Raw genomic sequence first — 19,647 nt, 5'->3', positions numbered from 1 at the left:
GTGGATGCGTGCATGTCCGTTCCTCACTGTTGGGCCCGGCGCGCGGGCGCGGCGATTTCAATGGGAAAGCTTGCTTGACATTTCCTGGCCGGGCCCGCCTGAACCCACGCCGTATTTCAGCAAAGGCCGTGCCACGTCTTTGAATCCCGAAGAACGGCGGGAACCCTCAGTTCAAGCCCTCACGCCAGCTGTGCGGTTATCGACAAACCGCGCCGAAGCCGGACACCGGCGTCCGTTACGCAACAGCCCCGCACAGGATTTCGACAGCCCGCGGCAACGGCACGGCAACGGGCGTCAGGCCCTGCGCGGCGAAGAACTTGACCTCATTGCGGGTCAGCGTCGCCGGCTCCACCACCACGTAGTGCCGGTCACCCGATCGCTTGGAAACCTGGCGGGCATAGGTGCGCAGCAGCTGGTCGTGGAAGCGGCAGCCCACGAACAGGAAACCCCGGCCATGCCGCCGTTCCTTCACGATGTCGGGAATGGGCGTCTGGATATCGATTTCCGTCAGCACCTCGACATAATCGGCATCGGTGATCAGGAAATTGCGCACCGGGTCCACGCCGCCGTGCGGCTTGTACAGCACGGTTTCCCAGGCGCTCGCAGCGTCGCGCGTGGTTTCCCGCCCGCCGGCGTCATAGAAGCGGTACCAGCGATCCTCGCCGATGCCGGCGCGGGTGATGCCCTGCACCTCCCCCCAGCTGGCTCGGGAAGCCGCCAGGGCGGCGCGCATGGCGCCGTCGTACCAGGTGTCGACGATCAGCGGGACGCCCAAGGCCGCCAGGTGGCGATGCAGGGCCGTAGGCGCCACCGGCGGCCGGAACGCCTCCGCCATCAGGGTGGAAACGGTGGAACGGTGGCGCGTGCTTTCGATGTGCTGGGCCGCCGCCCAGGCGTTGCCCTTGGCGCGGCGGGGCAGCGCCACCTTGGCGGCGAAGAAGTCGGCCAGCGCCTCATGCGTGGTTGGGGCCGCCACCGGAGCCAGGCAGGCCAGCGCCGGTCCCAGATAGGGAACCAGCCCACCGGCGCGCAACTGCGCGGCCAGGTCGACCAGCAGGCGCTCGGCCGCAAGGCCGTCGGGCATGACGGAAGCGGCGGTTGCCAAGGCTGTCATCTCACTCCTCCTCCCCCCGCTTGCGGGCGTTGACCGTCACCGGCAGGCGCGTGTCGGCCGCCATCTCCGGCAGGTCCAGGACCCAGCCATTGGCGATGCGGATCCAGCCCCCCCACAGATCCTCCCGCTCCGCCTCCACCACCGGCTCTTCCAGATCCTTCTTCGGCACGTAGACGGAAAGGCCGATCTCGGGTGAGCGGCGGATCATCACTTTCATCGGGGCCGGTCCTTTCCATTGGAAGCCGTCCTCAGTTCAGCAAGGGCCGTGCCACGCTGGAAGGCCCTGAAACCGGCGCTTTCCCACGCGTCGTCGCGTTGGGAAACCGACAAGGCCTGTCGTATCCCTTACCGCCGATGGACGCTTTCCCCTGGTAAAGTGGCGGCACAGCACCGGCCGAACGGTGGCATGCGCGGTGCAAGTCCCGCCCTTGATCCGGCCACGCGCCGCGACCGCTTCCCTGGACAGGAGATCCCCCATGCCCGACAGCGTCGCCTATACCGACAACCTGCTGAACCTGGCCGCCGTGATCTATCAGCCGGAGGATGACGTGGACACCCTGCTGGCCGACTTCGCGCTGGGTCTGCGCGACCGCGGCCGCCGGGTGGGTGGCATCGTCCAGCGCAACCGCAAGGGCGACTGCGGACCGGTGAAGCTGATGGAGGTGATGGACCTGAACACCGGCCGCGTCATCCCCATCTGCCAGAACCTGGGCCCCGGTTCCGTGGCCTGCCGCCTGGACACGGGCGGGCTGGCGGATGCGGCCCTGGCGGTGGCCCAGGCCGTGGCCGACCGGGTCGAACTGGTCCTGGTCAACAAATTCGGCAAGACGGAGGCCGAGGGTCGCGGCCTGAGGGGAGAGATCGCGGCCGCCATCGACGCCGGATTGCCGGTGCTGACCGCTGTGCCCTGGCGTTTCTACGACGCGTGGACGGCCTTCACCGGCGGCTATGGCACCACCCTGGTGTGCGACACGGGCGTAATCACCACCTGGTGGGAGGACTGGGCCCGCCGGGCCGACCGGCGGCGGGCCAATTGACGGCGGAAAAGTTGTCGCGGGCGCCCTGCGCTGATGGCCGGGGGGCCGGTGCCGGGCACCGGCCCCCCGCAGCGCCTATTCCTTGCCGATGATCACGTCGGAGGACTTGATGATGGCGGAGACGGTGTCACCCACCTTCAGGCCCAGATCGTCCACCGACTCATTGGTGATCGATGAGGTGATGACGCTGCCGGCGGCGATCTCGATCTTCACATGGGCGGTGGTCACTCCCTTGGTGACGGCCACGACCTTACCGGCGATGACGTTGCGGGCACTCAGCTTCATTCCTGTCTCATCCTCAAGTCAGCGGTCCACTGGGACGTCCACGGGGACCACGGGCACCCGCTCTTGGCCTTGGCGGGAATTCAGAACTTCTTCACCGGGATGTTGTGCTTGATCAGGGCGTAGCCCACCTGGCGCGGCGTCAGGTTCAGCAACCTTGCGGCTTTGGCCTGCACCCACCCCGCCGTCTCCATCGCCTGGATCAGGCGATCCCGTTCCGACAAGCCATCGCCCTGGGCCGCAGCACAGGTTCCCGCCTGCGGGCAGGTGGCCGGAGGGCCATCCCCATCCCCCAACGCCGCGGCCGGCTCGATCGGCACCGGCTGGCGGAGCGGGAGGGGCGTGGGCGCCGAGGGGCGGGACATGATCTTGAAGGCGCTGCCCGGACCGATGGCCCCCTTCCACAGGGTGGAGGACAGGCACTCGTCATGCCGGCAGGCGAAGTCGTCCGCGATGATGCCGGCGTCCCGCGAGAGGGTGGCCGTCCGGCGCACGCAATTCTCAAGCTCCCGCACGTTGCCGGGAAAGTAGCAGCTTTCCAGGACGGCGTAGGCGGAGCCGGTCAGGCTCTTGCGCGTGCCGTGTTCCTCATTGAAGCGCTTCAGGAATTCGCGGGCCAGCAGGGTGATGTCTTCCCGGCGGTCGCGCACCGCCGGCAGGAAGATGGAGACGACGTTGATGCGGTAATACAGGTCGGCCCGGAACTGCCCCCGCGCCACCGCTTCCTCCAGGTTTTTGTTGGTCGCGGCCACCAGCCGGACATCCACCTTCAGCGTGCGCGAGCCGCCCACCCGCTCGAACTCCCCTTCCTGCAGGACGCGCAGCAGCTTGGCCTGGAAGGCGCCCGAGATTTCCCCGATCTCATCCAGGAACAAGGTGCCGCCGTGGGCCAGTTCGAACCGGCCCTTGCGCTGGGACAGGGCACCGGTGAAGGCCCCCTTCTCATGCCCGAACAGTTCTGACTCCAGCATGCTCTCGGGCAGGGCGGCGCAGTTCAGCTTCACGAACGGGCCGCCGCTGCGCGGCGACAGGTCGTGCGTCGCCCGGGCGAACAATTCCTTGCCGGTGCCGGATTCCCCGCGCAGCAGCACGGTGGAATGGCTGCGCGCCACGATCTTGATCTTGTCGATGACCGAACGGATGGCCGGGCTGTTGCCGACGATGCCCTGGGGCCTGACCTCGCGTTCCGGCCGTGCGGTTTCGATCAGTTCCTTTTCCAGACGGCGCTGCGCGCTCATCAGCCGGTCGCGATCCCGGCCGATCAGGTCGTGCAGGCGCACCGTCTGACCCACCAGGTTGGCGATCATGACCAGGAAGCGCACATCCTCATCCAGGCGGAAGGTCGCCTTGCCCTCCCACGTGCGGTCCAGCGTCAAGGTCCCGATGACCCGGTCCCTTTCCTTGATGGGCACGCCGATGAAGGACACGCGCGAGCCGGCACCCCATTCCACGGCCGACCAATCGTCGAACAGGGGATTGTCGGCCACGTTCTCCACCACGACCGGCATCTGCGTCGTGACGATCTGGCCGATGGCCCGTTCGGGCAGCCGGTCGAAATGGCTCTTGGCGTTCTTCTCCGTCCAGCCCAGGCCCACCACCACCTGGGGTGAGCCGTCATCGCCCAGCAGGGCGATGATGCCGTGATGCATCTCCAGGAAGCTGGAGAGCAGCGCCAGGACATTGGACAGCGTCGTTTCCAGGCGGGTGGGCACCGCCAGGATCTTGGAAATCTCGTACACCCCGTGCAACGCTATTTCCGCGCGGGAGGAGAATTCACCGGCACGCGACCGATCGGCCGCCGAGGGCGGGCTGGATGTCGCGGACGCGTGAGAGGCGGAACCAGTCATAGGCATCGCACGAATCCTTTCGTGTCCCGAGGCCTACCGATGCGGCGGCGCGGCCCCCGCCAACTGCCAGTCCAGTCAAGTACCTGCAAGCAAGCTTCGCAGGTGCAACACGAGACCGCAAGTGAATTCACAATATTCAATCAGCAAAATATTATGTTCATTCAGCAAACTATTCTTTGAGATCCATTTGATTCATAAGGCCGTTATAGTCACCTGTATATCGCGCGGCTTGGCGAAGAAGGGGGCCGAGGTAACCAGCGTGTCGGCACCCGCCTTCGCATATGCACCCGCGTTCTGGGCAGTGACGCCACCGGCCGCGGCGACGACTGGCCGGCCGTCCACGCGCCGGGGCAACCGGCGCACCAGCCGGTGCACCGCCTCGGGCGCAAACTTTTCCAGTTGGATGACATCGACGTGCGCGGCGGCGGCGGCCAGGGCATCCTCCTCGCTGGTCACCTCCACCATGACCGCGCGCTCCGGCGCCGTCCGCTTCAGCCGCGCGATAGCCGCCGCCAAGTCATGCGGCGGATCGAAAAACACCCGATGTTCCGGGAACAGCAGGATGGTGTCGGAAAGCCCCAGGCGGTGGATGTCCCCACCCCCCGCCAGCACCGCCTTGCATGCCAGCTGGCGCGTGTAGGGAACGGACTTGCGGGTGCACAGCACCGCGATGTCGGGGTTGACTGCCCGCGCGGCATCGACGATGGCGCGGGTCTCGCTGGCCAGGCCCGACGCCCACTCCATCAAGGTCTGCGCCACCTTCCAGCCGGCGTGCAGGGCGGCGGCGGAACCGGTGGCCTCCAGAAGCACGGCATCCCCGCCATAACGGCATCCGGCGGGCGCCATGACGGTCACCGCAGCGCCCAGCCGAGCCAGCAGACGCGCGGCCTCGTCCACGCCGGACAGCACCATGTCCGCGCGGGCCTGGAAGCGCATGCGGCCCGGCCGGCCACCGATGCCCAAGGCACGGGTCGTCAGGTCGCCAAAGCGCACGTCCTCTTCCAGCAGCCGTTCTATGGCCCCATCCGCGAGGTGAAGCGGGTCACCGGCGCCCGCGTCGATGGCCATCAGCCGAACTTGAACAGGACGCCGAAGCCGCCGCGGGGATAGTTCCACTCCACCTCCCCGGTCTTGGCGGTCAGCACGCGGCAGGTGCCGCATTCCACGCAGCCGTCCACCACCGCCTCGACCTGGCCCTTGTCGTTCTGGCTGTAACAGCCGGCCGGACACAGGTGGGTCAGCGCCATCAGCGCCTTGGAGGGTTCGGTGTGGGGCTTGATCTTGATATGCGGGCGTCCGGCATCCACCAGGTAGCGGTTCTGGAACAGCCGCTCCTCCACCTTCACGAGCGGTGCGCCAGGGGCGCCCGCCCCCACCTCAGTCGTGTTCATCATCGCCATGACCTCGCCAGTTTGAGGGCGTCCCCGATCAGGCCGGGCAGGGTCCGGCCGCTGCGGAATGATTGGAAGATCTGCTTTTCCTTGGCGCGCTTATCGACGCCGTCCACCCGGAACCAGGTCTGGGCGGCGGCGCTCAGCAGCTTGGGATAGACGCCGAAGATGTGCTTGTTGCGGTGCAGGAAATCCGGGATGCGCCGATACTTCCTCAGATCCTTCATGACGAAGGTTTCCTCCAGCCGGCGCTGGTATTCGGCCAGGTTGGCCTTGGTCGCCATCTCCCGCCGCCGCTTCAGCCACACCACCGTCTCACCGGCGATGCGGCCGGTGGTCATGGCCAGGTTGGAGCCTTCACGGTGAACGGCGTTCACGAACTGCCCGGCATCGCCCACCACGATCCAGCCGTCCCCGAACAGCTCCGGCATGGCGTTGTAGCCGCCCTCCGGGATCAGGTGGGCCGCATACTCCTTGCATTCCGAACCTTCCAGCAGGGGGCGGACGCTGGGGTGGCGCTTGAACGCCTCCAGCAGGCCATAGGGCGTGCGGCCGCTTTCCGCGAAGTCCGAGACGATGCAGCCGATGCCGATCGAGATGGATTCCTGGTTGGTGTAGATGAAGCCGGTGCCGGTCATGCCGTCGGTGATGGTGCCCATGGCCTCGATCACCACGCCCTCGTTGCCCGCCAGGTTGAAGCGGCTTTCGATGACCTCGCGCGGCAGGAAATGCATTTCCTTGACCGCCAGGGCCACCGTGTCCGGCTTCAGTTCGGGCCGCAGGCCGGAGCGCTGGCCCACCAGGCCGTTCACCCCTTCTCCCAGGATGACGACATCGGCGAAGGCGGTGCCGCCGTCACGGTCGGTGCGCACACCGATGACCCGGCCCTGCGGATCGCGCAACAGTTCCGTCACCGTCGTCTCGCACAGCAGGACCGCACCGGCCTCACGCACCTTGCCGCTGAACCACCTGTCGAACTGGGCGCGGATGATGGTGTAACGATTGGGCTTTTCCTCATTGAAGTCGTCGGAACGGTAGTGCATGCCGACATAGGACGTGTCGTCCATGGTCCACAGCCGCTGCTCGATCACATGGCGTTCCAGCGGCGCGTCCTCGCGGAAATCCGGAATGATCTTTTCCAGCGCGTCGGCATAGAGGATGGCGCCCTGCACGTTCTTGGAGCCTGGGTATTCCCCCCGTTCCAGCTGCAGGACCTTCAGCCCTTCCTTGGCCATGGTATAGGCGGCGGCGTTGCCCGAGGGGCCGGCTCCCACGACGATAGCGTCGAACTTGTCCCTGATCATGACGGGGCCCTCCTTCAGCCGGCAAGGCGGTTGACGGACAGGTGCGCCTGGAAGGCCCGGGTCAGGGCCGGCAGCAACTCTATCGCGTCGGCAACCACGCCCAGGTGGGCGAAGTCGAAGATGGGGGCGTTGGGGTCGGTGTTGATGGCGACGATGGTGTCCGCCCCCTCCACCCCCACGCGGTGCTGGATGGCGCCGGAGATGCCGGCGGCGATGTACAGCTTGGGCCGGATGGTCTTGCCCGTCTGGCCGATCTGGCGGTCGGCGGTGATCCAGCCCTTCTGCACCAGGGGGCGCGACCCGCCGTAGTCGCCGCCCAGCACCTCCGCCAGCGCGCGGACCAGCTGGAAATTCTCCGCCGAGCGCAGGCCCAGGCCGCCGGCCACCACGATGTCGGCATAGGCCAGCTGCGCCTTGTCGCTTTCCCGGTCGGCGATGAAGCGCAGCACCTTGGTGACCACGTCCTCTTCCGCAAGGTCCAGCGGGTGTTCGACGATGCGACCCCAGCGCCCCGGTTCCCGCGCCGGCATGGCCATGACGCGCGGGCGCACGGTGGCCATCTGCGGCCGATAGTTCAGGGTCAGGATGGTGCACAGCAAGGACCCGCCGAAGGTCGGCCGCGTCGCCGCCAATGAACCCTCGTCATCGATGGCCAGTTCGGTGCAATCGGCCGTCAGGCCGGTTTGCAGCGTGGTCGCCACCGATCCCGCCAGGTCACGCCCCAGGTTGGTGGCGCCCAGCAGCAGGATTTCCGGCTGGTGGGTGTTCACCAGATCGGTCATGGCCCGGGTGTAGGTCTCATTGCGATAGTGCGCCAAGATGGGCGCCGTCACGGTATAGACCAGGTCGGCGCCATGCTCGAACGCGGCGGCCGCCGTCTGGGCCGCCGTCAGGCTGTCGCCCGCCAGCACCACGCCCGCCAGGTCGGCACCGCGCTTGTCCGCCAGCTTGCGCCCCTCCCCCAACAGTTCCAGCGACACGGGGTGGACGACGCCGTGTTCGCACTCGACCACCACCCAGACGTGGCGGTAAGCCTTGAACCGCTCCGGCAGTTCGCGCTTGGTGCCGGCACGGCCGGCGGCGGGAGGCTTGGGGCCGGTGGGGGGGGCGTCGCTCATCGTCTTCTACTCCCTCGGGGGTGTCACTGGCCGGCGGCGAACCGCAGCAGATCGTCTTCCAGCGGCGGCTGGGTCCGGAAAATCGCGGCGATGACATCGGCCGCCAGTTCGTCGGCGGACCGGTCGGCGGTCGGGACCTGGTGAACCTTTTCCGCCCGACCCTGGGGCGCGAACACCTTCTTCACGATGGTGGGCGATCCCTTCAAGCCGCAGCGCGCCAGTTCGGTGATGCCGGCATCGGCGGCACTCCACCGCACGATTTGGGCCCGGGCCGCGCGGTAGGCGTCATCCAGGCTGCCCCGGCGGATCTCGTTCACGCCTTCCAGCATGGTGATCAGCACGGGCAGGCGGGTTTGCAGGACCTGCAGGCCCCCTTCCGCCCGACGCTCCACCGTGATGGTGCCGGCGGCGGGGTCCAGGTCGGCGATGCGGGCAACGTAGGTCAGCTGGTTCAGGCCCAGACGCTTGGCGATGCCCGGCCCCACCTGGGCCGTGTCGCCATCGATGGTCTGCTTGCCGGTGAAGATGATTGGCGGCTCCCCGAACTCCTGGCTGACCTTGTCCAGGGCAGCGGCCAGGGCGAAGCTGGTGGCCAGGGTGTCCGAGCCCGCGAAGGCCCGGTCGGTCAGCAGCACGGCACGGTCGGCGCCGAAGGTCAGCGCCTTGCGCAGCGACTCCTCCGCCATGGGCGGTCCCATGGTCAGCACCGTCACCTCGCCCCCCAACCGGTCGCGCAGGCGCAAGGCCTCCTCCAGCGCGAACAAATCATAGGGGTTGATGATGGTGGGCACGCCCTGGCGCATGATGGTGTTGGTCACGGGATGGACCCGGATCTGCGCGCTGTCAGGGACCTGCTTCATGCAGACGACGATGTGCATTTCCCTATTCCTTTCCCTCGGCCGATCCGGCGGTCACAGCCATGATTGGCAAGGGGCATGCCAATTGAGGGCGCCCCGCTAAGCCATTGAATCACCTTCATTCCGCCGTCCGCCCGTAAGCGACGCTTTGTCGGATACGCGACAGCCCCTGTCGGCTCTCGGCCTCACGGCCCCTTGGCGCCGTCCAGCACCGCCAGCGGCACGAAGGGCTTGGGCGCCGGCTGCTTGGGCGCCACCGCGTCGCGGTGCACCTTGAACAGCCGTTCCGCGATGGGGGTGGAGGCGACGAAGTCCTGATAGGCCTGTTCCAGATGGCCACGACAGAGCGTCCGGATTTCGCCCTCGTCCAGGCCGGTGAACGCGCCCTCCACCTCGCTGCCGCGCAGGTACTGGCCCATGCGCCGCAGGATGTGCAGGCGCGCGACGCGGACCACCGCCGCCTCGAACGGCACCTCCAGGAACACGAAGAAATCCTCGGCCGACGACAGCCGCGACAGCTCATCCAACACGCCCATGATCCCTGCCCTTCGCTTCGGGTTCGTACAAAAGCGCCGCCAGCCGGCCCTGCGTGTGGGCCAGGCGCGCCTCAAGAAAGGCGATGCGGTCCAACATCAGGGTCAACGCATCCCCCACCGGATCGGGGATCAGGTGGTGGTCCAGGTCGATACGGCCGGCCGTGCCCCGCCGGGTGCGGGGGTCGCGCACCACCCGGCCGGGAATACCGACCACCGTCATCCCCGGCGGCACGTCCTCCACCACCACGGAATTGGCGCCGATGCGGGCGCCGGTCCCCACGGTGATGGGCCCCAGCACCTTGGCACCGGCGCCGATCAGCACGCCGGACCCGACGGTGGGATGGCGCTTGCCGGGCGACCAGCTGGTCCCGCCCAGGGTGACGCCGTGATACAGGGTCACGTCGTCGCCGATCTCCGCTGTTTCCCCGATGACCACGCCGGCACCGTGGTCGATGAAGAAGCGCCGGCCGATGCGGGCACCGGGGTGGATGTCGACATTGGTCACCAGCCGCGCGAACCAGGACAGCAACCGGGCAGGAAAGCGCAGGCCGCGCCGCCACAGCCGGTGGGCGATGCGGTGGTGGATGACAGCGTGCAGCCCCGGATAGGTCAGCGCGATCTCCATCGTGTGCCGGGCCGCCGGGTCGCGCGCCTTCACGCAGGCGATGTCCTCACCCACCAGCCCCCACAGTCCGCGTTCCTGTGCCATGGCCGCCCCCATCCCGCCGGTCCGTCACCCTGGTCAGTCGCCAGCGGCCTCGTAGAACTTCAAGAGTTCGCCCTCATTGATGGGGCGCTTCCAGGCGACGGCGCAGTTGCGCACCTCATCCAGCACGCGGCGCGTGCGGCCCTCATCCGGTGACAGGCCCAGCGATTCCAGGGCGTTGTTGATGGCGGCCATGCCGGAATGCTTGCCCAGCACGATGGAGCGCACGCGGCCGAACCAGGCGGGGTGGATGGCCTCATAGGTTTCGGGGTCACGCAGCAGGCCGGACACGTGGATGCCGGACTCGTGGGCGAAGACGGCCGAACCGACGATGGACTTGGCCGCCGGGATGGGCCGGCCGGCGGCTACGGCCACCAGTTCGGCCAGGCCTGTCAACTGGGTCAGGTCCACGCCCGTCCGCCGTTGGGCGATGGGACCCAGGGCGGCCACCACCTCTTCCAGCGCCGCGTTGCCCGCCCGCTCACCCAGGCCCAGGACGCAGACGCTGGCATGGGTGGCGCCGCCGCGCACCGCCGCCAGGGTGTTGGCGGTGGCCAAGCCAAGATCATCGTGGCCGTGGAATTCCAGTTCCAAATCCGTCTCCGCGCACAGCTGGCGGAAGATCTCATGGGTGCGGAAGGGATCCAGGATGCCCACGGTATCGGCGAAGCGGAAACGATGGGCGCCCGCCTCCTCCGCCGCGGCGACGACGCGCAGCAGGAAGTCCATCTCCGCCCGGCTGGAATCCTCGCCGCCGACCGCCACGGCCAGGCCCCGGTCCCGCGCGTAGGACACCACGCGGCGGATGCGGGGGATGATGTCCTGGCGGCTGATCTGCAGCTTCACCCGGATCTGCCGGTCGGACACCGGCACGGACAGGTTCACGCGCGTCAGGCCGGTGCGCAGGGCGGCGTCCACATCGGCCTCCGTCATGCGGCACCAGGCAATGGCCGCCGCCTGGTGGAGGGAGGCGCCGATCTCGGCCATGGCCTCGATCTCCTCGGCGCCCATGGCGGGGATGCCGGCCTCGATCTCATCCACGCCGGCGGCCTCCAGCTTGCGGGCGATGGCCACCTTTTCCGCCGTGGTGAAGGCGACGCCGGGCGCCTGTTCACCATCGCGCAACGTGCTGTCATTGATGACGATGGGCGGTGCCTTGAGCATGCTGCGTCTCCTTGAGCGAAGGGTCAGGCGAAGGTGGGGGCACGGTCCCGCCAGAGGGGCGAACTGGACCGCAGGCGGCCGACGATGTCGGGCAGGACATCCAGCACCCGGTCGATGTCGGCGACGGCCGTGTCACGGGAAAGTGAGAAGCGCAAGGCGCCCCGGATGGCGCCGGCCGGCACGCGCATGGCGCGCAGCACATGCGACGGCTCCGTCCCGCCGGAGGCGCAAGCCGAGCCGGAGGACACGGCAATGCCCGCCCGGTCCAGCATCAGCAGCAGGGCGTCGGCATCGACATAGTCGAAGGCGATGCAGGCGGTGTTGGCCAGGCGGTTGCCCCGGTCGCCCAGAACGTGGGCCTGGCCGATCCGCGCCAGCACGCCTTGCTCCAGCCGGTCGCGCAGACGGCCGATCCAGCCGCGTTCCGTTTCCAGATAGCGCGCCGCCAGGTCGGCCGCGGCGCCCAAGCCAACGATGCCGGGTACGTTTTCCGTTCCGCCGCGCCGGCCCCGTTCCTGCCGGCCGCCGCGCAGCAGCGGACGGAAGGCGGTGCCCTTGCGCAGGTACAGCGCGCCGATACCCTTGGGACCGTGCAGCTTGTGTCCCGACAGCGACAGCATGTCGATGTCCGTGTCCCGCAGGCCCAGGGGCACCCGGCCCACGGCCTGGACGGCGTCGGTGTGGAACAGGGCGCCGGCGGCATGGGCCTGGCGTGCTAGCGCCGCCACCGGAAACAAGGTCCCCGTCTCGTTATTCGCCCACATGACGGAGACCAGGGCCGTGCGCGGCCCCAGCGCCCGTTCGAAATCGTCCATGTCCAGGCGGCCGTCGCCGTCCACCCCGACCGTGTGCACCTTGATGCCGCGCGTCTTTTCCAGGTGCGCCGCCAGCGCCAGGATGGCGGGGTGTTCCACAGCGGTGGTCACGATCTCATCCCGGCCGGGCTGGCTGTCCAGGGCCGACAGGATGGCCGTGTTGTTGGCCTCCGTCCCGCCGGAGGTGAAGATGATCTCATGGTCGTGGGCGGCGCCCAGCAGGGCCTGCACCTGGCGCCGCGCCAGCCGGATGCCGTCCGCCGCCGCCGCGCCGACGGCGTGGGCGGAGGACGGGTTGCCGAACCGCTCCGTGAACCAGGGCAACATGGCGGCCACCACGCTGGCGTCGGTGGCGGTCGTCGCATTGTTGTCGAGGTAGACGGGGCGCATGAGATGGTTCCCCTCCCGGATTAGTGCGGGCCCGGCGCCCGGCCCAGGACCGGGACCAGGCGGACGAAGGTTCCCAGGCGCTCCACCACCCGGGCCTGAATGCCGTCCAGCGTGGCGCTACTGAGGCGGCACATGACACAGGCCCCGGTCAGCCGGACGCGCACGATGTCGCCCTCCACATCCAGCAACTCACAATCCCCGCCGTCCCGTTGCAGGCCGGGGCGGATTTCGGCGATGGCGGCGCGGATGACCTGGACGCGGCGGTCTTCCGTCCCGTCCGGCACCGCCCGGTCAACCGTCTGTTCCTCAAGCGTGGGGATCAGCATGGCCGGCCCCCTCAACCGAAGGACTTGCCGCAGCCGCAGGCGGACTTGGCGTTGGGGTTGTCGAAGGTGAAGCCCGAACCTTCCAGCGCCACGACGAAGTCGATGGTGGTGCCGTCCAGCAGCTCATGACTCTTGGTGTCGACAAAGACCTTGACGCCGTCCTGGTCGATGACGGTGTCCTCCGGCCCCGCCTCGCCGGCCAGGCCCATCATGTATTTGTAGCCGGCGCATCCGCCGGCATCGACGCTGATGCGTAGCCCGCCCGTGGGGTTGGCGGCGCCGGCGATGGCGCTGCGGACGGCATTCAGGGCGCTGGGGGTCAAGTTGATCATGGGGCACCTGCCAGGGTTGGTGACCTGCGATCCTCCGCAAGGGACGTGCCAAGGCCGAGTTCATTGGAAAATATGGGTTTTCCCGCCGAACCCTGTTGCGTTCACACCCCCGATGTCGGGTTTGCGACAGGGGTATTTGCTGCAATCGGTGGGACGGGACGCGCGAAAAATCCCGCAAATCCAAGGGTGGCGGACCGGTTGCCCCAACCGGCAAAGCCTTTGCAAAGGGGCGCTCGAGGCCCCGCCCCCGCGGGCCTCCCCCGTACAGGAGCCGCACCCCGATGACGACCACCGCGACAACGATCGAAAAAACCGCCCTGGCCCGCCTGGCCCAGGAAGACCGCCTGATGAACGCCGTGCTGAAGGCGCCCACGACCAAGCCCGGCCGCTTCGGCTTTCGCGGCGACATCGCCCTGAAGTTTCAGCCGCACATCGCGGATGAAAAGCGCCCGCCGGAGTACAAGCTGGAACAGGTGCTGACCTACGCGCAGGAGGGAGAGGCGACGATCCCCGTGCTGGCGGGCTACATCCATTCCTTCGCCTACCTCAAGGACGTGTCGGAGGTGCTGTCCGGCCTGCTGCGATCCGGCGGCAAGTACTTCATCTTCTGCAACAACATCGACCTGCTGGCCGGTTACCAGGTCACCCTGAACGGCATCACCTTCATCGTCCTGCCCTGCGATGAATCCACCGTGTGGAAGGAGATGATGGACCTGATGGGCGTCGACAAGAACGACATCAAGAAGCTGGACACCGCCGGCAAGCTGGACGTGCTGCTGGATGTCGCCCGGCGCTTCGACCGAAGCTATCCGGCCATAAGCTATGAGGATGGCGTGGCGCAGATGCTGCCGGTGAAGAACCGCAACGAGAACCGGCCGGTCTGATACCCGGTCTGATACAGGGCGGGGGCGCTACGGCGCCTCTTCCACCAGGGTGACGCCGGTGACGCAGATGTCGCCGTCCTCGACGGACAGCGCCACCGGCTCAAGCCCGGCGCCCTGGCAGGGACCATCCACGCACAGGCCCGTGCCCAGGTCGAACAGGGCGCCGTGCTTGCCGCACATCAGCCGTGTGCCGTCCGGGTCCAGGAACTGGTTGCGTTCCCAGTCCAGGTGCACGCCGTTGTGCGGGCAGCGGTTGACGTAGCCCACCACCTGCCGGCCCCAGCGCACAACGATGATGCCCCAGGGCCGATGCTCTCCCTCGTCATCAACGCGCAACAGCTGAAAGCCCCGGGCCTTGCGGCTGGGGATGTCGTCCACGCGGCACAGGACATAAGTCTCTGACATGGGCGGTATCTTCAATGGGCGGGCGGAGGCCGGCCGGAGCGGAGGTGGGCCAGCATGGCCTCGCCGTCCTCCGCCCCGAAGCAATGGTCGAAGTCATCGCACTCGGTACAGATGGGGGCGGTGCACAGGGTGAAGCCCTCCGCCCGGCAGATCATGCGGAACAGGAACTTCTTCCATTTCATGTCCTGGCTGTTGCGGCGGGCGAGGCCGCCGAAGTGGCGCTGCATCAACGACGACAGCTCGCCCCGGTTGCGCAGACCCAGATCCTGCCAAAGGTGGTTGGGTCGGCTGCACCGTCGGGCGATCATGGTCGCCAGGTCGCGCTGCAGCGGGGTGCCGCCGTCGGCATACATCCACAGCAGGTCACGCACCGCCTGCTCATCCTCCTCCAGCGCGGCGGGGCCGTCCGCCAGCGCGGCCATGCCGGCCCAGGCGCCCGGAAACAGGCGGAGGGCCAGGCCCTCAAGGGCGATGCCATCCAGGCCGGCGCAGAGCGGCAAAGATCCCCGCCCCGCCAGCGCCTCGGCCCAGGCCAGCGCCAGGATGCTGGCCACCACATGCAGATCGAAGGGGTCGGCCGGCCCCGCCCGCTTCATCAGCCAGCCATACGCATCGGCGGCACGCATCACTTCCTCACGCCGCGTCCGCCGCCAGGGGCGCATGGGTCTGGCAATTGGCGGGGCAGACGCGGGCGCAGGCGCGGCAGCCGACGCAGGCGCCTGCGTCGTCCATGACCATCACCTTCTTCTCGATCTCATCATCGTCATCATCATTGCCGAGATCGACCAGGTCGCCCTCCTCGGTCAGGCCCTTCAGGACCATGACCCCACGGCCGCAGACCTTGAAGCAGCGACCGCAGCCGATGCAGCGCTTGGCATCGATGGCGATCAGGAAATCCGGCTGCCAGGACCGGCCGTCGCGGGTGAGCGAGGACATGGGGGCGAACTCCTTCTAAGGCGCGACGGACAGCTGGGCGGCGGTGGCCCCGGCGGTTTCCAGCGTCTTCAGGTCGGCGCGCTTGAGCTCCAGCGCCGCGAAGGCGTCGTGGGCGCGCTGTGCCACCTCCAGGATGGAGGTCCAGTTGACGGGCAGTTCCTCCGACAGGTCATGCAGGTCCATCTTGGCCTGCATGGCCCGGGCCGATTGCTTCTTGATCTCGTTCTTCAGGGCCTCGACATCGCTCATGGCAATTCCCCTATCCGCTCAATAACGGGCGACGTCGGGAAAGCGCCCGATCATGTCCACGCCCGCCTGGACGTATTTGCCCCCCTCCTCCGCCAGCTTGGCCAGGGTGTCGAAGCCGAAGCGGTGGACATCGCGCAGCTGCTTGTTCACCACCACCAGACGGCCGCCGATCAGCACCATGCGGCCGAAACCCTCATGGCTCATCTTCAGCATGGGGGACACCATGACGCCCGTCGCCTGCTCGATGCTGAGCGCCACGGCGTTGAAGAACAGCTCCAGCCGCCAGATGGTCTCCGGATCCGGATCGCCCAGGATGGGCAGCTGCCGCCGCTTCTCCTTGTCGACGATGTAGGGTTCCAGCAAATCCAGGTCGGCCTTGCCCTCCCAGGTGCCGTGGGTGTCCTGGGCGCGCCAGATCACGATCAGCTGGCGGATGAAGGGGCTTTGCGCCGCCACCGTTTCGGGCGGCAGTTCCAGAACGTCGGACATGGGTATCAATCCTCGAAATCCAGAGTACGGACGGCCCCCTTGGCCATGGCCTTGCGCAGCCAGGGCGGCGGCGTGCCGTTCAGCACGGCGCGCAGGCGTTCCAGCAGATCCTCGATGGGTTCCGGCTGGGTGACCTTCATGGGGTGGATGTTGCTGGCGACGACGCGGGCGGCGCCGGACCCGCCGATGGCGGCGACATAGAGGATGGCGCAGTCCTTGATCGCCTCGATCTTGGGCGCCAGCTTGTCCTCGTTGCCGTCCTCCTGCAGATCACCGGCGAACTCCACCGCCTGCAGCAGGCGATAGCCGTCGGGATCCAGCTCATAGATGGCGATGTTGCGGGCCCAGCCGAAATGGGCGTCGACCCGCTTCATGTCCTGCGTGGCGAAAGCGACCTTCATGCGGCTTCCCCTTTCGATTGAGCGCCGTCCCCGTCCACCACCCGCCAGGTGTCGGGGGTGGCCCCGTGATGCTGTTCGGTGTCGGCCATCACCAGGTTGCTGAGGGCGAAGATCAAATCCCGCGCCCCGCGGTAGCCGACGGAAACCAGGTGCCCGGCCCCCAGCCGGTCGAACAGGGGCAGGCCCATGCGAAAGAACGGAATGCCCAGGCGGGCCGCCGCCTGGCGCCCATGGGAATGGGTGATCAAGAGGTCGCACCCCCGTTCCCGCGCCCGCCGCTCCAGATCCTCCAGGTCGCCGATCAGCACCTCGTCCGTCTCCACCCCAGCCAGCACGGGCGAATGGGTGGTGGTGACGGCGGCGGTGATGTGGGCGCCCATGGCGTGCAGCATACCGCCGACATGGGCCAGCAGGTCGGGCTCCGCCCCGATGGCCACCTTACGGCCGCCAATGTGGAAGTGTCCGTCCAGCATGGCGTCCACCAGCTGTCCGCGCTGCCGCCGGTATTTGACAGGCACCGGCCGGCCGCTGATCTCCGACAGGAACATGATGAAGGCGTCGGTCGCCTCCAGCCCGCACAGGCGGGGGAAAAGGCGGAAGGGCACGCCCGTCCTGTCCCGCAAGGCTTCCGCCGCTGGGCGCATCTGCTCACCGATGGCGATGGCCCAGGATGAGGCGCCCAGGCCCGCCACCTCATCCACGCCGATGCCGCCGATGGTGGTGGGGGTGAAGTCTTCCGGAATGTGGCCGTCCAACGAGCCCGCCAGGTCGGGCAGGAAGCTGGACTTCAGCCCGAAATCCTCCAGGATGGTGCGCAACTCGTCCAAATCACCCGGCGTCATGTGGCAGCCGGGCAGTATCGTGACCCTGGCCGGGTCGCGCGCAGCATCGGCCGGGGGGGCTGCCACCAGTTCCTGCACCATGCGGGTCACGGCCTTGCCCCACCCATCCTGGAACGCGTCCTTGAAGTCGGGGGTGGAAACGTAGACCAGCGGCAGGTGCGCCACCTCCGCATGGCGTTCCCGCACCAGGCGGATGTAACCCTCCACATCGTCGCCCTTGGTCTCGGTGACGCCGGTGGAACAGATGCCGATGATCTCCGGCTTGGTGCGCTTGTGGATGTTCAGGATGGCTTGTTCGACATTGTCGTAGCCGCCCAGCACGGTGGCGACCTCGCTCATCGCCGTCGTCTGCAGGGGGATGGCCTCCTTGAAGTGGCGGACGAACAGCACCAGCCCGAAGGAGGTGCAGCCCTGCGACCCGTGCAGCAGGGGCATGGCGCCGCGCAGGCCCATGAAGGCCAAGGCGGCGCCGATGGGTTGGCTCATCTTCAGCGGGTTGACCGCGCAGGCCTTCTTGACGTGGGTGACCGTCGCCATGGCCCCTACTCCGCCGCCAGGGCCGGCAGGGCGGCCAGCACCTCTTCCACCCGGCTGGCGCAGGCGCCACAGCCGGTGCCCGCCGCGGTATGCCGGCGTACATCGTCAAGCGATGTCAGCCCATGCGCGCGGACCGCGTCCTCGATGGTGCCGAGGTCCACACCCTTGCAGGTGCAGACGGCACCAGCCCGCCGCGCCTGTTCAATCTTCTCCGGATCGGCAGCCTCCGCCGCCAGCTGGGCGTCGGCGCGGGCCTGCCAGGTATTGCCCGGGTCATCCCAGGGCGCCGGGCGCCGCACCTGCTCCCACACCGGGTTGAACAGGGTGCGCGCGATTTGTTCCATCAGCGTCACCATGCCGACATAGCCCATGTAGGCGTGGTGGCGTTCCTGGTTGATGTCCAGCCAGGGCATGGCGGCCTTCAGCGCCACGAACTGCGACCGGCCGCCCGACAGCATGATGTCCGCCTTGGCATCCTTAAGCAGGCGGTACATCTCGCGCGGGGTCATGTCCTCGATCATGTGGGCATCCTGGCCCAGCAGTTCCTTGATGCGCTCCTTGTCCTCCTTGGTGGATTTCTTGACGCTGGTGCCCACCAGTTCCAGCCCCGCCTCCTGCAGGGCCGCCACCACGGACCAGGACTTCACCCCGCCGGTGATCAGCAGCACCTTCTTGCCGGCGAAGCGCGGCTTGAGCGGCGCGATGGCGGCCCAGGCCCGCGCCTCCTCCCGCGCGATCAGCGCCTCCGTCCGGTCCAGCAGGTCGGACGGCGCCCCCCGCTCGACCAGCAGCCGGGCGATCTGGCGCAGGCTGTCGCTGGTATCGCCGATGCCGTAGAACGACCCTTCGAAGAAGGGGATGCCGTAGCGTTCCTCCATCTTGCGGGCCACGTTGATCATGGCCTTGGAGCACACCATCATCGCCGCGCGGGCGCGGTGGGAATAGGCCACCTCGCGATAGCGTCCATCGCCAGAGATGCAGGACAGGATGCGGATGCCCAGCTCATCCAGCAGGGGCTTCACCTGCCACAGCTCGCCCGACAGATTGTATTCACCGATGATGTTGATGTCGTAGGGCGTCGTCTCGTCCGGTTCCTCGGTGCCGATGACGTGGTCCAGCAGGGCCTCGCCCGCCAGCTTGTTGCCCAGGTTCTTGGGCCCGACGAAGCCCGGGGAATTGACGGGGATGACCGGCTTGCCGAACTTCTCCCGCGCCGCCTTGCACACGGCGTTGATATCGTCGCCGGTCATGGCCGGGATACAGGTCTGGTAGACGAAGACCGCCGGCGGGTCGTACTTCTCGATGATCTCACGAATAGCCTTGAACAGGCGTTTCTCCCCGCCGAAGACGATGTCCGTCTCATTGATGTCGGTGGTGAAGCCGGTGCGCCACAGGGTCGGGCCGGAGGATTTGGCGCCCCGGTTGTCCCAGGAATTGCCCTCGCAGGCGATGGGGCCGTGGACCAGGTGGGCCACGTCGGTCAGCGGCTGCAGGGCGATCTTGGCGCCGTCGAAGGCACACCCGCCAGCCGCCCCGCCCGGCTGCAGCTGCTTGGTGCAGCCCTTCTTGCGGTCAGCCGCCGACTTGGTGGCGTTCTTGGCGCAACCGGGCTCGTTGAAGACGTCCTGGATGGTGGCCGACAGCGAACTCATTTCCGTGTTCCTCACCTGAACGGGTCAAGAAGC

Annotated in this window: 25 protein-coding genes; 2 read left to right on the top strand and 23 right to left on the bottom strand. The window is 67.8% G+C overall.

The genetic code is table 11. The features are described 5' to 3' along the window. Window positions 1–235 precede the first annotated feature (235 nt). Together P5F91_RS01920 and nifT are read right to left on the bottom strand one after the other, a co-directional pair. Window positions 236–1,114, bottom strand: a complete 879-nt coding sequence (locus P5F91_RS01920) for an SIR2 family NAD-dependent protein deacylase (protein ID WP_277906315.1) — start codon at window positions 1,112–1,114, stop codon at window positions 236–238. Window position 1,115: 1 nt separating this feature from the next. Next, a complete protein-coding gene (gene nifT / locus P5F91_RS01915; RefSeq protein WP_040844955.1) occupies window positions 1,116–1,331 on the bottom strand; it encodes a putative nitrogen fixation protein NifT in 216 nt (71 codons plus the stop codon). A gap of 259 nt (window positions 1,332–1,590) precedes the next feature. Between nifT and P5F91_RS01910 the strand changes: the two genes are divergently transcribed. Further along, a complete protein-coding gene (locus P5F91_RS01910) occupies window positions 1,591–2,151 on the top strand; it encodes a DUF2478 domain-containing protein (protein ID WP_145612697.1) in 561 nt (186 codons plus the stop codon). A gap of 75 nt (window positions 2,152–2,226) precedes the next feature. Here P5F91_RS01910 and P5F91_RS01905 read toward each other — a convergent pair whose 3' ends face one another. The 13 genes from P5F91_RS01905 to P5F91_RS01845 all read right to left on the bottom strand — a co-directional run bounded on the left by P5F91_RS01905 (window position 2,227) and on the right by P5F91_RS01845 (window position 13,219). Further along, the gene (locus P5F91_RS01905) at window positions 2,227–2,436 is read right to left on the bottom strand and encodes a TOBE domain-containing protein (RefSeq protein WP_088871206.1); all 210 of its coding nucleotides are present in this window, start codon (window positions 2,434–2,436) and stop codon (window positions 2,227–2,229) included. Window positions 2,437–2,516: 80 nt separating this feature from the next. Then, window positions 2,517–4,286: a nif-specific transcriptional activator NifA gene (gene nifA / locus P5F91_RS01900; protein WP_145612698.1), complete on the bottom strand. Its 1,770-nt coding sequence runs from the start codon at window positions 4,284–4,286 to the stop codon at window positions 2,517–2,519. 186 nt (window positions 4,287–4,472) lie between these two features. Beyond that, the gene (gene modD, locus P5F91_RS01895; RefSeq protein WP_145612699.1) at window positions 4,473–5,348 is read right to left on the bottom strand and encodes a ModD protein; all 876 of its coding nucleotides are present in this window, start codon (window positions 5,346–5,348) and stop codon (window positions 4,473–4,475) included. Then, the gene (locus tag P5F91_RS01890) at window positions 5,348–5,674 is read right to left on the bottom strand and encodes a ferredoxin family protein (protein ID WP_422394440.1); all 327 of its coding nucleotides are present in this window, start codon (window positions 5,672–5,674) and stop codon (window positions 5,348–5,350) included. The genes modD and P5F91_RS01890 overlap by 1 nt, the downstream gene beginning before the upstream one ends. Continuing rightward, window positions 5,671–6,975 (bottom strand): FAD-dependent oxidoreductase, encoded by a 1,305-nt coding sequence (locus tag P5F91_RS01885; RefSeq protein ID WP_145612700.1) that lies wholly within the window; start codon window positions 6,973–6,975, stop codon window positions 5,671–5,673. The genes P5F91_RS01890 and P5F91_RS01885 overlap by 4 nt, the downstream gene beginning before the upstream one ends. Before the next feature lie 14 nt (window positions 6,976–6,989). Next, window positions 6,990–8,093 carry an electron transfer flavoprotein subunit alpha/FixB family protein gene (locus tag P5F91_RS01880; protein WP_277906314.1) on the bottom strand — a complete coding sequence of 368 codons (1,104 nt, stop codon included), beginning with the start codon at window positions 8,091–8,093 and terminating at the stop codon, window positions 6,990–6,992. Between the two features lie 23 nt (window positions 8,094–8,116). Beyond that, on the bottom strand, window positions 8,117–8,971 hold the full coding sequence (locus P5F91_RS01875; protein ID WP_145612702.1) for an electron transfer flavoprotein subunit beta/FixA family protein: 855 nt from the start codon (window positions 8,969–8,971) through the stop codon (window positions 8,117–8,119). A gap of 164 nt (window positions 8,972–9,135) precedes the next feature. Next, entirely contained in the window at window positions 9,136–9,486 is a 351-nt protein-coding gene (gene nifW, locus P5F91_RS01870) for a nitrogenase stabilizing/protective protein NifW (protein WP_145612703.1), read from the bottom strand. After that, window positions 9,470–10,195, bottom strand: a complete 726-nt coding sequence (gene cysE / locus P5F91_RS01865) for a serine O-acetyltransferase (RefSeq protein ID WP_145612704.1) — start codon at window positions 10,193–10,195, stop codon at window positions 9,470–9,472. Before cysE ends, nifW begins: the two co-directional genes overlap by 17 nt. A 33-nt stretch (window positions 10,196–10,228) precedes the next feature. Then, entirely contained in the window at window positions 10,229–11,356 is a 1,128-nt protein-coding gene (nifV, locus tag P5F91_RS01860) for a homocitrate synthase (protein WP_277906313.1), read from the bottom strand. Between the two features lie 23 nt (window positions 11,357–11,379). Continuing rightward, window positions 11,380–12,561: a cysteine desulfurase NifS gene (gene nifS, locus P5F91_RS01855; protein ID WP_277906312.1), complete on the bottom strand. Its 1,182-nt coding sequence runs from the start codon at window positions 12,559–12,561 to the stop codon at window positions 11,380–11,382. Window positions 12,562–12,581: 20 nt separating this feature from the next. Then, the gene (locus P5F91_RS01850) at window positions 12,582–12,887 is read right to left on the bottom strand and encodes a NifU family protein (protein WP_277906311.1); all 306 of its coding nucleotides are present in this window, start codon (window positions 12,885–12,887) and stop codon (window positions 12,582–12,584) included. An 11-nt stretch (window positions 12,888–12,898) separates the two neighbouring features. Then, on the bottom strand, window positions 12,899–13,219 hold the full coding sequence (locus P5F91_RS01845) for a HesB/IscA family protein (RefSeq protein WP_004274331.1): 321 nt from the start codon (window positions 13,217–13,219) through the stop codon (window positions 12,899–12,901). Between the two features lie 281 nt (window positions 13,220–13,500). Here P5F91_RS01845 and P5F91_RS01840 point away from each other — a divergent pair, with 281 nt between their 5' ends. Continuing rightward, a complete protein-coding gene (locus tag P5F91_RS01840; RefSeq protein WP_277906310.1) occupies window positions 13,501–14,103 on the top strand; it encodes a hypothetical protein in 603 nt (200 codons plus the stop codon). A 27-nt stretch (window positions 14,104–14,130) separates the two neighbouring features. Here P5F91_RS01840 and P5F91_RS01835 read toward each other — a convergent pair whose 3' ends face one another. Genes P5F91_RS01835 through nifE form a run of 8 tightly spaced genes read right to left on the bottom strand, consistent with a single transcriptional unit; the run spans window position 14,131 to window position 19,614 of the window. Further along, entirely contained in the window at window positions 14,131–14,508 is a 378-nt protein-coding gene (locus P5F91_RS01835; protein ID WP_145612709.1) for a Rieske (2Fe-2S) protein, read from the bottom strand. An 11-nt stretch (window positions 14,509–14,519) separates the two neighbouring features. After that, window positions 14,520–15,134 carry a nitrogen fixation protein NifQ gene (locus P5F91_RS01830; RefSeq protein ID WP_145612710.1) on the bottom strand — a complete coding sequence of 205 codons (615 nt, stop codon included), beginning with the start codon at window positions 15,132–15,134 and terminating at the stop codon, window positions 14,520–14,522. A gap of 7 nt (window positions 15,135–15,141) precedes the next feature. Further along, entirely contained in the window at window positions 15,142–15,444 is a 303-nt protein-coding gene (fdxB, locus tag P5F91_RS01825; RefSeq protein WP_004274327.1) for a ferredoxin III, nif-specific, read from the bottom strand. Between the two features lie 15 nt (window positions 15,445–15,459). After that, on the bottom strand, window positions 15,460–15,693 hold the full coding sequence (locus P5F91_RS01820; RefSeq protein ID WP_145612711.1) for a CCE_0567 family metalloprotein: 234 nt from the start codon (window positions 15,691–15,693) through the stop codon (window positions 15,460–15,462). Window positions 15,694–15,711: 18 nt separating this feature from the next. Further along, window positions 15,712–16,182, bottom strand: coding sequence for a NifX-associated nitrogen fixation protein (locus P5F91_RS01815; protein ID WP_145612712.1), 471 nt, complete (start codon window positions 16,180–16,182; stop codon window positions 15,712–15,714). A 5-nt stretch (window positions 16,183–16,187) separates the two neighbouring features. Further along, window positions 16,188–16,583 carry a nitrogen fixation protein NifX gene (gene nifX / locus P5F91_RS01810; protein ID WP_145612713.1) on the bottom strand — a complete coding sequence of 132 codons (396 nt, stop codon included), beginning with the start codon at window positions 16,581–16,583 and terminating at the stop codon, window positions 16,188–16,190. Next, window positions 16,580–17,962 (bottom strand): nitrogenase iron-molybdenum cofactor biosynthesis protein NifN, encoded by a 1,383-nt coding sequence (gene nifN, locus P5F91_RS01805; protein WP_145612714.1) that lies wholly within the window; start codon window positions 17,960–17,962, stop codon window positions 16,580–16,582. The genes nifX and nifN overlap by 4 nt, the downstream gene beginning before the upstream one ends. A gap of 5 nt (window positions 17,963–17,967) precedes the next feature. Beyond that, window positions 17,968–19,614: a nitrogenase iron-molybdenum cofactor biosynthesis protein NifE gene (gene nifE, locus P5F91_RS01795; protein WP_145612715.1), complete on the bottom strand. Its 1,647-nt coding sequence runs from the start codon at window positions 19,612–19,614 to the stop codon at window positions 17,968–17,970. Window positions 19,615–19,647: the final 33 nt, after the last annotated feature.

Source organism: Nitrospirillum amazonense (assembly GCF_029594735.1).
Classification (GTDB): domain Bacteria; phylum Pseudomonadota; class Alphaproteobacteria; order Azospirillales; family Azospirillaceae; genus Nitrospirillum; species Nitrospirillum amazonense.
This window is presented reverse-complemented; position numbering and strand designations above follow the sequence as displayed.